A 13,851-nucleotide genomic window follows, 5' to 3' on the forward strand; every position below is an offset into this window, starting at 1 on the left:
TATAATTATTATTATTGCTCGCTACTGGTCCGTTGTTCAACATATTCGCGTGTTTCTCCATGTAATACGTATTCTGCCTGTTGAAGGTCTTCAACCGAATTCGAACCAGTGACGAACATTGCTGTCTGTAGTTCGGCGATTAGATCCTCGACTCGTTCGATAACGACATCTGGTCCGTTTATGGCCGGTTTCAGGAACGGTTTCGCCAGCCCGCCGGCACAGGCACCCAACGCGATCGCCTTTGCCACGTCTAATCCCGTCCGCACACCGCCATTCGAAATCACGCAGTCGTGTTCGGCTACACACTCGATCGTGCTTGCAGCGGTTGGTATTCCCCAGTCTCGGAACAGGGTGCCAATTCGTTGCTGGCGCGGTGCGTTCGCGGTAGCGGCACGGTAGGCTTCAATCCCGGACCACGTTGTGCCGCCTTTTCCAGCGACATCGATCGCGCTAACCCCTGCCGCGGACAGCTTTCTGGCAGTTTCCCCAGAAATCCCGTTGCCCGTTTCTTTGACAATGATCGGAACCGAGAGATCCGCAGCTACGCGTTCGATCGCAGTTAGACAGTCGCGGCCATCAACATCGCCTTCAGGTTGAACGGCTTCTTGGAGGAAGTTTAAGTGGACTGCGAGTGCGTCTGCATCGATCATCTCAACTGCGCGCTCGACCATTCCAATGTCGTACTTCCGAAGCTGTGCAGCGCCGAGATTTCCGTAGATGAATGCGTCAGGCGCGGCATCACGGACAACAGTATATGATCTGAGGACGCCGTCATCGTCGAGTTCGAGGCCGGCCCGCTGACTTCCAATTCCCATAGCGATGCCCGTTTCGCTGGCAGCGTGGGCCAGTGCTCGATTGATTTCTGTGGTGTTATGATGCCCACCAGTCATGCTCTCAATGAAGATCGGAGCAGATAACTCCTGTCCCAGAAATTCGATGGACGGATCAATAGCGTCGTAATTGAGTTCCGGAAGTGCTTCGTGGACGAGTTGTACGTCTTCGAAGCCGTTCCTGTGGTTTCAACGTCTCGCTCCTGAACGATCTGGATATGATCATCTTTTCGGTCTTCAGTCTCCGACGAGTCCTGCTCCGTCATTAATCGAACTTACAAAAGGAACGGCAAAAGGGTACTGTTATTCTGCTTCACCCTGTCTCGGGTATCCCCGCAATGGAGTGACTGTCCCCGCTCTGTACTCTGTATGCGGAGGCGGCCGAGCAGCGTGTAGTCGTGGTCGGGAGTGTACCAGTGGAACAGCAGGCTGTTCGACAGCACCGACACGCTCGAGAACGCCATCGCGACGTCGGCGAACACGGACTGGAGTAGGCCGACGAGGCCAGCGGGATCATCGCCGTGTTGTACCCCAGCGCCCACACGGAATTCTGTTTGACCTTCATGAGCGTCGCGGCCGAGATGCGAACCGCCTTCACGACGTCAACCAGATCGTCGCACATCAGGATGATGTCGGTGGCCTCAATGGCGACGTCCGTGTCCGATCCGATAGCCGTGGCGACGTATACGACCACGAGAGCGTCCTCTCTTCGCGTTCAGTCGGTTGCGCTTGGAGAGAGATTAGTGCTGTGAGGGTGGCGTCTTGTCCTCGATAAGCGTCTGTTCGGCGGGTAGCTGTTCTCGATCTGAAGATCGTTCAGGATCGAAACATCAAAAAGAGACGACTCTCTGTCGTCACTCATCGCTGTTTTTCTCCGTCTCGTTGAACGGCGTCCCTGTACTTCCGAGCAATCCGATCGGCCCTGCCCTCGATCGACGTCGTCTCTCCTCGCTTCGAGGACGTTTCCTCGGCTCCATTCGTTTGAGAATCTTGGGGCTTGCGTCACTCCTAAACGAACTGACGTCGTCTAGGAAGCGATTAATCATTTGGCAGCTGGTAGTCCTGTGACTCAGTCTTTTTCTTGTACACACTACCTCGGACGGAAACTTCATCGCGTTCAAGCGACTGATTGCGGGCGTCTGCGTTCCAGATGGACCGGAAAAGCTGCCAGAGCGGTCGGATATTGCAAAGCGCGAATCCGACAATGATGAGCGCGAATCCGATGACAGTCGTCGCGGTGATTTGTTCGCCGAGGAGGGTCGCACCGAATATCGTCGCCACAACGGGCGATGCGTAGTTGATGAGGGTAACACTCGTTGCACCGATTCGACTCAGCAAGGTAAAGTAGAGCAGGTATCCTCCGGCTGTAGCGAAGATACCGAGATATACGACTGCGACGGCTGACGATGGCGTCCACGTCACATCTCGGAATGATGCCCCTGAATAGGCGTAGGTCGTGGCGTGAAGCAATACCGCGCCGGTACCCATTGACCACGCGTAGAGAGACATTGGTGGGAGAACCGCTGTCCAGCGTTCCGTTAGTACAGACCCGAGCGCGAAGACGACTGCGGCCGCCAACAGCAGTCCGACGCCGAGGAGTTGTCCGTCGAAGGACCCGCCGGCAATTGCGATAGCGATTACGCCCGCGAGCCCCGTACAGAGGCCGATAACGTCCGTGATGTAGATGCGTTCCGTTGGGAGGATATGGATCGCGATAATGGGGGTAATGATCGGTGTGAAACTGATGACGATCGCGGCGACACCGCTGGTAACGTAGCTCTGGCCGAGAAAGGCGAACGCGAACTGAGCACCAATGACGAGGATTCCGTTCGAGAGGATGAGAGCGACGTCCGCTTTCGACTGGGGGATCCACTGGAGCCGCCTGAGCAGCACGATTCCGGCGAAGATGAACGCAGCGACGTCTAATCGGCCCGCTGCGAAGAGGAGCGGCGGCAGGGTTTCTAGCCCGACCTCGATCGCCGTAAAAGCGGTTCCCCAGACGAGTGCGAGCGCGCCGAACAGCAACGCGTCTTCTAGATCTGTCATCGTGTCAGTGCGCAGTGTGTAGCTGGTTTCACAGTCGACGCCGTTCCTATCAGTGGCTCAAATAAACAGTTTGCGGAGCCTGTGATATCATAGCTCAATGGTGGCACGGACTGTCCACTCCGTTACTTACCGGCTGAGGTCATTTTAAACGAGAGCCGTCACGAAACTGCGTCTAGCGGATACTCGCGGCTCTGCTCAGAAAACGCTATGGGATTGAGAAGGGTCTCAGAGTGCGAGCGGACAGCGACGCGCGTCAGGCCGTTCTCCGTCTAACTATCTTCTGAACTCTCCACTTATTGGGGTTCGAAGTCCTATCAATTACTGGTTCTGTGCTGCGATCGACTTGCTGGGCGTTTCTTCAGTTACGAAGTCAAAGCCTCGCTCCTCCATCTCCTCGAGGTACCGTTCCGTGTCGAGACCACTAGTCTCGGTAATGAAGATGCCGTCCTCGTCGACGGCACCGTCGGCCATGAGCTGGAGCGTGACGGACAGCGGGACGCCGACGTAGCAGCCGTACTCGCGCATCACGGTGATCTCGTCCACGTCGAAGAACGGGGACGGCTGCTCCAAGTGGAAAACGGCACGGTCGTCCTGACCGTCTACGGTTCCGGTTACCTCCGCCGAAAGGATGGTCTGGGGCGTCCACTCCGTCTCGGGTGACAGTTCTTCTGGCGGCTTCCACTGCGTTTCGAGCTCCAGTCCCTGGTTCTTCACCTGCTGTTGCATGACTTCGACGGGATCGACCTCCGCTCCGTCGACCTCGACGCTGTCCGTCTCGAACGCGTTCGACGCGTGAAGGGTCCGCTCGTAGCTCTTCCATTCCTCGTGCCACGCACCGCGCGTAATGATGCTGTCGACGTTCTTTTCCTGAGCGATCGGCGCCTCCGGGAAGGTGACCGGCTCGGGGTGAGAGATGACGTACGTCTCTGCTTCGCCGATCGGATCCGGGAACTCGAACGTCCGCTGCTCGCTGAACGCCGGGAGATCGTTGATGACCTCGCCGTTTTCCCACTTCGCTCGTTCGTCGACGTCGGGGTCGTGTTCGTAGGTGACCGTGTCCGTGAGTCCGGGCGTCGTCTGGGTGAGGAGACGCCACATCCCCCAGTAGAAATTGACGTCTTCGACGTCGTCGAACCGTTCGCAGGCGGCCATTCCGAGCGCGATAGTGCTTACGAGACCTCCGTTAGCGAACCAGAGGGAGTTCCCCGCCTCGGCGAACTCCTCGGATCGGTCGAGTACCTCCTCGAAGTCGAACGCGTTCAGATCGACGCCCGTGAGGTCGCCCACCTCTTGCATCGCATCGAGGACGTTCTCTTCGAACGGATAGGGCAAGCCGTTGACGACGTAGTCGGCGCCCTCGAGAACTCGCGCGATATCGTCCGTGTCGGTCGCGTCGACGGATTCGAACCGAAATCGATCGTCGTCGATGACCTCGAGGAGGCGACGCGCGTTTTCTTCGTCGGCGTCCGCCACGACGATTTCGTCGAAGTCGCTCGTCTGATGGAGGTCGTAGACGCAGCCCGCTGCCATCGCTCCTGAACCGCCTAGTACGACAGTCTTGCTACTCATATAGCGATTTAACAACCGACCCGGACTGGCTTAAAACTAGGGGGAGACGCAGAGCTGTTCGGTCGCTACCTGCCGCGTATCCGTGAGGCGCTACTCGCGGGCATCTTCTCCCGAAATCTCTTTATCAATCGACTACGGCATCAGTGTATGGCGATCGTAGCAGCAATCGACGATTCGGAGAGAGTAGCACCCGTTCTCCAGGAGGCCCAGACGATAGCGGCCAATTTCGACGAAGCGGTACACGCGGTTCACGTCCTCCAACGCTCAGAACTTGTCAAAGTCCTCGAGAAAGACGTCGACGGACAGGACCTGACCGATAATTACGAGGTTCAACAAATTGGGGAGAATATCGTGTCCCGGGCGACGGAAGATTCGACGCTACCAGAACCAACCGTATCGGTACGCGTCGGAGATCCCGCGGCCGAGATCACGGCATACGCCGAGGAGCAGGATGCACGATACGTCGTCATCGGTGGACGGCAGCGGTCGCCGACCGGGAAGGCTCTGTTCGGAAGCGTGACACAGAAGGTGATATTCGAATCGCCTGCGCCGGTCGTTAACGTCGCCCTCGACTGATTCTCGCGGAACAGCTGCGGAGTTCACGCACTATCTCCGGTGAGGCGGTCGTACCGAGGGAGGATACTGTCGACCCGTAGTCTCGAGAACGGAACGGGAAAGACCGCTGAGTGAACCGAACCTCAGTCGTCGGAACCACCCATCCAGCCAGGACGGCGATTCGAGAGATAATCGACGACCGTTTGCTGATCCTCGTTCTCGCGGTCGGCTTTCTTGTAGCGTTCGGTCAACAAGACGGGGTGAGTCCGCTCGAGTTCGATGGTGAGTCCGACGAAACACAGTCCGATGATGAACGCGATCGGGAACCCGAGCAGGACGACGAAGTTCTGGAGTGCGTCGAGACCGCCGGTGATGAGCAGAAGCGAGGAGAGCAAGCCCACGAGTCCGCCCCAGATGACGCGGTTGATCGTCGAGGGATGCTCGCTCCCGTCGGTGGTGAACATCGCGAGGCTCAGCGTCGTCGAGTCGACAGTCGTGATGAGGAACGTGAGCACGAGCAGCAGGTAGGCGGCGGAGAAGACGCCTCCGAAGGGAATGAGCGTCTCGAACAGCGGGAACGCAGCGACTTCGCGGCCTTGCGCGAACACGATGGAGAGCAGATCGACGGAGCCTCTCGTCTGCACCCACAGCGACGACCCGCCCATGACGATGAACCAGGGGAACGAGGCAGCGGTGGTTCCGATAAGCCCCGCGAAGACGACTTGCCGGATCGTTCGACCGCGACAGATCCGCGTGATGAAGATACCGATCATCGGCGCGAACGAGAACCACCAGGCCCAGTAGAAGATGGTCCAGCTACCGACCCACTCGCCGCCGTTCGCCGAGTTCGAATAGAGACTCATATCGATGAAGCTGTTGACGTACCCGCCGAGTGCCTCCGATCCGGTGTTGAGCAAGAACGACGTCGGACCGAACACGAACGCCACCAGGAGGAGGAACGCGAAAAGGTACATATTGAACGTCGAGACGCGACGAATACCGCGTTTGACACCTAAAGCCGCAGAAATAGTAAACCCGACGGTAAGGCCGACGGTCACCAGTATCGTTCCGACGTTTCCGACCTCGACGCCGTAGTTGTAGGAGATCCCGCCGAGGAACTGGGTGACGACGAACCCGAGCGAGACGGCGACGCCGCCCACCGAGACGATCACCATCAGGAGGTCGAGTGGTTTCACCCATTTCTTATCGAGGTTCTCGACGCCGATGAAGGGTGCGAACACGGTCGACGGTTTGATCGGGGCACCCTTGCGGTGGACGTAGTAGGCGATCGTCACGCCGACGATCAGGTACGCCGACCACGGGGAGATACCCCAGTGGAGCATCGTGTACTGGATCGCGTCGGGGACGATCGCAGCGCTCTCCGCCTCGGAACCGAAATACGGCGGTCCCGAAGAGTAGTGGAACAGCGCTTCGGCCGGGCCGTAGAAGACCAACCCGGTCGAGAGCCCCGCGGAGAACAGCATCGCGAGGAACGAGGAATACGAGAATTCCGGCTCCTCGTCGGGTCCGCCGAGCTTGATTTTGCCCCACGGTCCGACCAGCAGCCACAGGCAGAACGCGACGGCGAGAAACATCGCCCAGAGGAACACCCAGCCGAGTTCGCTCCAGAGGAAGTTATTCGCGTTCGTGAGGAACTCCCCTGCTGCTCCCGGTCGGGCGGCGATGTAGCCGATGGCGAGGAAGGTAGCGATCGCTCCGCCGAGGAAGACGAACGGATCGATCTCGTCGCGGAGGGCAGCGATGGCGCTGTCTGAATCGGTACTCATAGGTACACCACAACTGTTCCCTGTTCGACTTCCACGTCGTACGTCTCGACCGGCGGTTCGTCTCCATCCAAGTCGGCACTACAGCCCTCACAGCCGCCGTCGGCGACGGTATCCTCGTCTTCAGACGGTTCGACTCGTGTCTCGAACGTCTTGGCTTTCACTTCGTGCGGATTGAAGACCGATTCGCCCGTCGTGACGTCGAATTCCCACCCGTGCCACGGACAGCGAACGACCCGTCCCGGACGGACCCACTCGTACTCACCGGGGCTGGTCGATTCCGTGGTGCCGCCGAGTTTCCCCTCGCAGAGCGGTGCGCGCTGGTGTGGACAGTCGTTTTTAATCGCATAGTACTCCCCGTCGACGTTGAAAACCCCGACCGAGAATCCGTCAAGGTCGACGATACGCCGCTCGCCGGCGTCGAATTCGGCAGCCGGACAGATCTCGAATCGCTTTTTCGTCATTGGAATCACTTCAGTTTACTTCCGTCCGTCGGGAGGTCCCACAGCTCGGCCGCGTTCTCGTGTTTGATCGCTTTCTCCATGTCGTCGTCCATCGGCGGCAGCCCCCACGTGGGGTCGTCGCCGTCCCAGTGCGGATAGTCCGACGCGTAGATGAGCATCTCGTCCGCGTGCATCATCTCGAGGATCTGGTCGTGGAATTCCGGCCGTTCGGGCTCCTCGACGGGCTGGCTGGCGAACCAGACGTTGTTTCGGATGTAGTGGCTCGGTTTCTCTTCTAGCCACGGTACCTGCGAACGGAGCCCCTTCCAGTTCTTATCGAGTCGCCACATGAAGTGAGGGACCCACCCGTAGCCACCCTCGAGAAACGCCCATCGCAGGTCGGGATACTCGACGAGGACGCCCTCGGTGACGAGCGAGGCGAGCTGTCCCATGTAGTACGCGCCGAGGAGCGTGTGCCACTCGATGTAGCTGTTCGGGTGACCGGCACCGGTCGGCGGATTGCTCGTTCCGTGTCCCTCTGAGAACGGGTGGACCGCCATTGCGAGGTTCTGTTCTTCGGCGGCCTCATACATCGGCCAGTACTGGGGCCGACCGTACGGTACTTCGGCTCCGCCGGGCAGCATCACCTGACGAATCTGTGGATGATCGCCGTATTCGCGGATGAGATCCGCGGCTTTCTCCGGTGCCTTCGGCGCGACGTACATCGACCCGATAAACCGGTTGTCGACCGGAAGGACGTCGTTCACCAACCACTCGTTGAACGCTCGCGCTAGTTCGTTAGCGTAATCGCGGTGTGGCAGTGCCGCGAGATTGAACCACGAATTCCCGGTCAGCATCGCGTAGTCGATATCATGCGTATCCAGATGATCGTCGCAGATCTTTTGGAGATCCGTTCCCGGTTTATTCCCGTCCTCCGTTTTCTCGTCTTGGCGAAGAAACTCACCGGGGTTTCGGTATAACAACTCCGGCAGTACAAGGCCATCGTCTCTGTAGCGTTCCGGGAGGTATTGGGCGATTGCTTCGTCGTCCGCCCACCGCTGGTGGATGTCTGCATCGACCAACGTTAGCTCCGACTCTGAGCGACAGTCCGTTCTCGCTCCCTGGGTATCCTGTGCCATGATCCAAGTATACATACCATCACGACCCCAGATAAGCCTTTCCCTATTTTAGATGGTGAAATCAGTCGTATGAACGCTTCAATAGAGGAGATTCGTCAGAAGAGCGATTCAGATCCTACTTAAAAATAGCCGCTACATTCGGTATTATCGAATGAATCGGCGAGAACATAGTTATCAATCATAATTGTAACGATAGATCCTGGGTGAAAGCCGATCCTCTGATCACTATATTCGACAATTCCGAATGTATATGTGTGGTGCCGCCGCTAGACGGGATATGGTTGACGAAGCAAATCGTCCGATCAAGGCCTTGTTGACGATGGATGATATCGTGACGACGCTCGAGGAAGACGGTGAGCGGGGTGTCACAGCGATCGCCGAGGCGATCAACAGACCGCCTAGTATCGTCCACGACTACCTGAGCACGCTTCGGCAATTGGGGTACGTGGTACAAGACGACGACAACGGTGCGTACGAACTTAGTTTCCGATACCTGGAGCTCGGGGGATGCGTCCGCGACGACGTAACGCTGTACAACGTGGCGAAGCCGGAGGTGAACACCCTCGCCGAAAAAACCAGCAGCGAATTCGTCACGCTGTCCGTCGAACAAAACGGAATGTGCGTCGCGCTCGACGTCGTCCAGAACGATCTCAGCATCTCGTACGACTTCACCGACGGGACGCACTTTCACATGCACTCATCGGCCGTCGGAAAAGCGATTCTCGCGCAGCACCCTGACGACCGCGTAACCGAAATACTTGACAGACATGGAATGCCCGCACACACGGAAAACACGATTACGGACCGTGATGAACTCGAGGCGGAGTTCGAGCAAATCCGCGAGGGAGACGTCTCGTTCGACCGCGAAGAATACAGGATGGGGATGGCATCGATCTCGACGGCTATCGAGGATTCGGCCGGAACCGCGCTAGGCGGCCTCAGTATTACTGGTCCTGCACATCAGTTGCGAGAGCCCGGTGTTGAGGAGAAACTCCAAAAAGAACTCCTCTCGGCCAGAAACATAATCGAACTGAATTACAGTTCGAGTGATGCGACCACCTAAATTGAGTCAAAACCGCCGGAAATAGTCCCCGTGATCGTCCCAATGATCGGTCGTTCCGCGATCTCTACCGTCCTTCAGCACAGCCACCGAACAGGCGGTTCAGGCTCTCGTCGTTCAAATTACTTTCAAGTCGATTTTCTGTTACCGAGAGTGATCCTCTCGAGTGGCTCCGCAGTAGACCGTGTGCTGATTCCTAAAACAGTAGTTCTGTCTGGCAGAACGAGGGAACGCCCGTTGCTGTGGAAGCCATTTGAATTACAATCATACTACCGTAATCCAATACTCAAATTCCGCACAGAGGATAGCTCAGCCAGAGGGCGACTCGCGCGAAAGAAAGAACGATAGAAACGGTACTGACCAACAGAACGGAACGGTCGGATAGTACTGTTCTCCATACGAGCGACTGTTCTGGGACTCGCAGCTAATTGGAGAGAGAAATACTGACGGCACTACGGTAGCGGAAACGAAAAATGAGGTAAGTGTTCTGTAATGCAGAACGCTTTGGAGCCAACTACAAGTGCACCCGGTGATTACGCTTCAACCATGGACCGCACGAACGCTCCAGTTGAATCAATTACCACCCTCTTATCGGTGGTAGAATACCTCGAGCAGGCAGACGAGGCGGGTGTGACCGAGATTTCCGATTCAGTCGGCGTTTCGAAAAGCACCGTGCACAACCATCTGACGACGCTTCGCGAAAAAGGCTACGTCGTGAACGAGGACGGTCGATATCGACTTGGGCTCCGTTTCCTTCGCATCGGCGAGACGACGCGGATGCAGACGGACCTGTTCGATATCGTGCGACCGCAGATCGAAGCCCTTGTCGAGGGGCTGGACTTAGTAGGTAATCTCACCGTCGAAGAGCAGGGAGAAGGCGTCTACCTGTACCGATCCCGCGGAAGCGACGACATCCGATTTTCGACGCGGGCCGGCGAGAGACACGACTTACACAGTACGGCTACCGGAAAATCGATTCTCGCTCACGCGTCGTCGGATCGGCTCGAGACGCTCCTCGAACGGATGGAACTGGTCGGTCACACCGAGAACACGATCACCGAGAAGGGAGAGTTGCTGGACGAACTCGACCGGATCCGTGATCGCGGCGTCGCGTTCGACGAAGAGGAGTACGGCCCCGGGCTCCGGTGCGTCGGGGTTCCGGTGTTCGGTTCCGACGACGCGGTAATCGGCGCGATTAGTCTCTCGGGACCCGCAGCCGACATGAAAGGGGAGTGGTATCGGGAAACCCTTCCGGACCGATTACGTGCAACGAAGAACCGAATCGAAGTGAATATCCGCGATTACTAACACACACAGTGCCGTTTTTCGCGGGAAAGCCTGCAAAACGTATATATGTGGAATCGACCAACAGGCGTCTGATGGCAGCGTCCCATTACGAGTGCACGAACTGCGGCACAGAGCTGGATTACAAGACCACGAAGCATAATGGCTGTCCGAGTTGCGGATTCATGCCGCCCCATAGCGCAGACTGAGGCGAATTAGAGGCGAATACGAGTCGCGGCGGGAGGCCGTTGCGAATCGCCGTCCGACACGGATGCAGCTAGGCCATTGCAGTTGTTAGAGACAGGACACGGCAGGACATTTTCACAGAATCTCTGCTTCGCGCACGGCGACACCGAGCGTGCGCTCGAGCGCCGAAACGGCGATCACAGACAGCTTCGTGGCGGTACCGACGGCTCAGTACTCATCATCCATATTGCGACAGGAGAGTTGGCAGCCGAGTCGACTGCTGTGAGCGTTCTGGAGCGGACGGTGATCGACGGGAACGCTCATGTCGCTGTATCGGCGGCGGCGAGCGTTTCGAACGCGCCCGAACACGGTAGTCTAGCGATTCACCGGCGTCAGAAGGGGCGAATACCCGCGGCACCGCAACTAACGTATACCAGCAGAGAGAACACACAGATGGAATGGCAACAGAGCACGAGAATTATATCGACGGACAGTGGAACGAATCGGAAAGCGGCGACACGTTCGAGGTTCGAAACCCTGCGAACGCCGCCGAGATCGTCGCACGGTATCAGGCATCGACGCGCGACGACGTCGAAACCGCGATCGACGCTGCGGTCGCCGCTCAGGACAACTGGGCCGGCACCCCTGGACCGAGCCGCGGTCAGATCCTCAAGGAGGCCGGAGAGCGCCTCGACACGCGGAAGGACGACGTAACGGAGACGCTCGTTCGCGAGGAAGGAAAGACCCGGAGCGAGGCCGCCGGCGAAGTCCAACGCGCAATCGACATTTTCTACTACTACGCGGAGAAGGCCCGCGATATCGGCGGAACGTCGAAGGCGCCGAGCGCGTCCGGAAAGGAACTCCACACGAAGCGTGAACCGCTCGGGACGGTCGGGCTCATCACGCCCTGGAACTACCCCATCGCGATTCCGGCCTGGAAACTCGCACCGGCACTCGTCACCGGAAACACACTGGTCATCAAGCCGGCCACCCAGGCGCCGAATATGACGCGAGTTATTTTCGAATGCCTCGACGACGCGGGGCTGCCCGACGGCGTTGCGAACTTTGTTACGGGATCCGGCAGCGAGGTCGGAGCCCCGTTGGCGTCCCACGACGACATCGACGGCGTCTCGTTCACCGGCAGCACGTCGGTGGGAACGGCGGTCGCTCAGTCCGCGGCGGACGACCTCAAACGCGTCCAGTGTGAGATGGGCGGGAAGAATCCGACGGTCGTCATGCCCAGCGCCGACGTCGACGAGGCTGTCGACATCGTCGGCGTCGGGGCGTTCGGAACCACAGGCCAGTCGTGTACCGCCTGCTCTCGAGCGATCGTCCACGAAGAGATCTACGACGAGTTCGTCGACGCGATCAGCGACTACGCGGAATCGCTCGAGGTCGGTGCGGGGCTCGACGATCCCGATATGGGCCCGCACGTCAGTAAATCGGAACTCGAGAGCACGCTCGAGTACGTCGACATCGCTCGCGAGGACGGGGCGACGCTGCAAACGGGCGGAAGCGAGGTCGACGGCGCAGCGTTCGACGACGGCTACTACGTCGAGCCGACCGTCTTCAGCGACGTCGAGAGCGAGATGCGAATCGCTCAGGAGGAGGTCTTCGGTCCGGTGCTCGCAGTCTTGAAGGTGAGCGACTTCGAGGAGGGCGTCGAGGTCGCCAACGACGTCGAGTTTGGTCTCTCCGCGAGTATCGTCACGCAGGATCTCACCGAAGCGAACCGATTCGTCGACGACGTCGAAGCGGGCGTCGCGAAGGTCAACGAGAAAACGACGGGACTCGAACTCCACGTCCCATTCGGCGGCTACAAGAACTCGTCGACGAACACGTACCGGGAACAGGGCGACGCCGCAATCGATTTCTTCACCAGCACGAAAACCGTCTACATGAACTACTGACCGCACCTCCCACGGCCCTCTGTCTATAGGTTTATTGGACCCGTTCAGACACCGGAGACAGCGTCTCTATGGAACTCCCCGGCACGACGCTTCGTGCTCTCATCCTCCATACGAAAGGCGATTATCGGGAGCGATTCGAGACACCACAAGCGTTACGCTTCGAGAGGACTAGTGTGACAGTATCATGCACAGCAGTGCAGAACTAGACGACGAATCGTTCGACTACGTCCAGAACGGTCGATCCGTTCGACGGGCGGACGTCATGCCGTCGATCGACGCGCACAGCCGTCTCGGTGTCGTCGAACGGCGGCAGTTCGACGCGCTCGGAGCGATCGCCTTCGTCTGCTCCTGTGTCGGCGCATTTTACGATCTGTATCGGCAGGATCGTGTTTCGACCGCGTCGGTCGTCGCGGACACCATCGACGACGACGATACGAGAGTAGCTGAGTACCTGGAGGAGAACGGATTCTACGCGTATCCGGACTTCTACACGTTTCAAGCCGCAGCGGAACCGGTCGATTACCGCTGGTTCGATATCTGGCCTGACCACAAGCAGGTTCGCGTCGAGACGGACCCGGAACCCGCGCTCCGCGCGATAAACGACCGAGCGACCACCACGCTGCTGGTACCGAACGAATCGCCGTCGCCGCCGTCACTGCACCCAGAAACACGGGAAAGCGCGGCGCGACGAATCGAGAGCTGCTATCTGTACTCGCCGGACGGCGATCTCGACGATCCGGACACGTCCATCCGGATCGAAACGGACTCCCTCGAGGAGTGGATCGAGGCGACCGTCGACGCTGACCCCGACGGCGTGCGGGACGAGCGCGCCCACTACTGGCGGAACCAACTCGCGAATCAACCGCTCGAGCAAGACTTCAAGCGGATTGATCTCGACCGGGCGTTCCACTACCTTCCAGGTTCTGACTGTTAGAACCGTCGGTACGGACTGTCTCTCTCGAGTGGGTTCGCTCTCAACTCGGTCCGTTCACAGCTAAACACGGCCATACGCTCTTCGGAGAGAGATTGTGGATAGTGAGCGCTG

General features: G+C 58.4%; 10 protein-coding genes and 2 pseudogenes. 5 read left to right on the top strand and 7 right to left on the bottom strand.

Annotated elements, in window-relative coordinates:
- Positions 1 to 11: 11 nt before the first annotated feature.
- The 4 genes and pseudogenes from fni to AC0QDI_RS21825 form a co-directional block, all read right to left on the bottom strand.
- Positions 12 to 1,096 (bottom strand): annotated as a pseudogene (fni, locus tag AC0QDI_RS21810) (type 2 isopentenyl-diphosphate Delta-isomerase).
- A 105-nt stretch (positions 1,097 to 1,201) separates the two neighbouring features.
- A pseudogene (locus tag AC0QDI_RS21815) lies at positions 1,202 to 1,530 on the bottom strand (heavy metal translocating P-type ATPase); the annotation flags it as partial.
- Between the two features lie 338 nt (positions 1,531 to 1,868).
- Positions 1,869 to 2,876 carry a DMT family transporter gene (locus tag AC0QDI_RS21820; protein ID WP_474671805.1) on the bottom strand — a complete coding sequence of 336 codons (1,008 nt, stop codon included), beginning with the start codon at positions 2,874 to 2,876 and terminating at the stop codon, positions 1,869 to 1,871.
- Between the two features lie 318 nt (positions 2,877 to 3,194).
- Positions 3,195 to 4,445 carry a saccharopine dehydrogenase family protein gene (locus AC0QDI_RS21825; protein ID WP_474671807.1) on the bottom strand — a complete coding sequence of 417 codons (1,251 nt, stop codon included), beginning with the start codon at positions 4,443 to 4,445 and terminating at the stop codon, positions 3,195 to 3,197.
- A gap of 147 nt (positions 4,446 to 4,592) precedes the next feature.
- Between AC0QDI_RS21825 and AC0QDI_RS21830 the strand changes: the two genes are divergently transcribed.
- On the top strand, positions 4,593 to 5,021 hold the full coding sequence (locus AC0QDI_RS21830) for a universal stress protein (protein ID WP_474671809.1): 429 nt from the start codon (positions 4,593 to 4,595) through the stop codon (positions 5,019 to 5,021).
- 122 nt (positions 5,022 to 5,143) lie between these two features.
- On the opposite strand, the gene AC0QDI_RS21835 is transcribed toward AC0QDI_RS21830, so the two are convergent.
- Genes AC0QDI_RS21835 through AC0QDI_RS21845 form a run of 3 tightly spaced genes read right to left on the bottom strand, consistent with a single transcriptional unit; the run spans position 5,144 to position 8,366 of the window.
- On the bottom strand, positions 5,144 to 6,787 hold the full coding sequence (locus AC0QDI_RS21835; protein WP_474671811.1) for a BCCT family transporter: 1,644 nt from the start codon (positions 6,785 to 6,787) through the stop codon (positions 5,144 to 5,146).
- The gene (locus tag AC0QDI_RS21840; protein ID WP_474671813.1) at positions 6,784 to 7,248 is read right to left on the bottom strand and encodes a Rieske (2Fe-2S) protein; all 465 of its coding nucleotides are present in this window, start codon (positions 7,246 to 7,248) and stop codon (positions 6,784 to 6,786) included. The genes AC0QDI_RS21835 and AC0QDI_RS21840 overlap by 4 nt, the downstream gene beginning before the upstream one ends.
- A 5-nt stretch (positions 7,249 to 7,253) precedes the next feature.
- Positions 7,254 to 8,366 carry an amidohydrolase family protein gene (locus tag AC0QDI_RS21845; protein WP_474671815.1) on the bottom strand — a complete coding sequence of 371 codons (1,113 nt, stop codon included), beginning with the start codon at positions 8,364 to 8,366 and terminating at the stop codon, positions 7,254 to 7,256.
- A 277-nt stretch (positions 8,367 to 8,643) separates the two neighbouring features.
- Between AC0QDI_RS21845 and AC0QDI_RS21850 the strand changes: the two genes are divergently transcribed.
- The 4 genes from AC0QDI_RS21850 (at position 8,644) to AC0QDI_RS21865 (ending at position 13,740) form a co-directional block, all read left to right on the top strand.
- Positions 8,644 to 9,429, top strand: coding sequence for an IclR family transcriptional regulator (locus AC0QDI_RS21850; protein WP_474671817.1), 786 nt, complete (start codon positions 8,644 to 8,646; stop codon positions 9,427 to 9,429).
- Between the two features lie 591 nt (positions 9,430 to 10,020).
- On the top strand, positions 10,021 to 10,734 hold the full coding sequence (locus AC0QDI_RS21855) for an IclR family transcriptional regulator (RefSeq protein ID WP_474671819.1): 714 nt from the start codon (positions 10,021 to 10,023) through the stop codon (positions 10,732 to 10,734).
- Positions 10,735 to 11,354: 620 nt separating this feature from the next.
- Entirely contained in the window at positions 11,355 to 12,806 is a 1,452-nt protein-coding gene (xacF, locus tag AC0QDI_RS21860; RefSeq protein WP_474671821.1) for a 2,5-dioxovalerate dehydrogenase, read from the top strand.
- A 184-nt stretch (positions 12,807 to 12,990) separates the two neighbouring features.
- Positions 12,991 to 13,740: a hypothetical protein gene (locus AC0QDI_RS21865; protein ID WP_474671823.1), complete on the top strand. Its 750-nt coding sequence runs from the start codon at positions 12,991 to 12,993 to the stop codon at positions 13,738 to 13,740.
- Positions 13,741 to 13,851: the final 111 nt, after the last annotated feature.

This window comes from Natrinema sp. LJW11, assembly GCF_056135975.1.

Coding starts and splice junctions, on each gene's coding strand:
- AC0QDI_RS21840 (WP_474671813.1), bottom strand. CDS start 7,248: ATGACGAAAAAGCGATTCGAGATCTGTCCGGCTGCCGAATTCGACGCC.
- AC0QDI_RS21865 (WP_474671823.1), top strand. CDS start 12,991: ATGCACAGCAGTGCAGAACTAGACGACGAATCGTTCGACTACGTCCAG.
- AC0QDI_RS21850 (WP_474671817.1), top strand. CDS start 8,644: ATGGTTGACGAAGCAAATCGTCCGATCAAGGCCTTGTTGACGATGGAT.
- AC0QDI_RS21825 (WP_474671807.1), bottom strand. CDS start 4,445: ATGAGTAGCAAGACTGTCGTACTAGGCGGTTCAGGAGCGATGGCAGCG.
- AC0QDI_RS21845 (WP_474671815.1), bottom strand. CDS start 8,366: ATGGCACAGGATACCCAGGGAGCGAGAACGGACTGTCGCTCAGAGTCG.
- AC0QDI_RS21820 (WP_474671805.1), bottom strand. CDS start 2,876: ATGACAGATCTAGAAGACGCGTTGCTGTTCGGCGCGCTCGCACTCGTC.
- AC0QDI_RS21830 (WP_474671809.1), top strand. CDS start 4,593: ATGGCGATCGTAGCAGCAATCGACGATTCGGAGAGAGTAGCACCCGTT.
- xacF (WP_474671821.1), top strand. CDS start 11,355: ATGGCAACAGAGCACGAGAATTATATCGACGGACAGTGGAACGAATCG.
- AC0QDI_RS21835 (WP_474671811.1), bottom strand. CDS start 6,787: ATGAGTACCGATTCAGACAGCGCCATCGCTGCCCTCCGCGACGAGATC.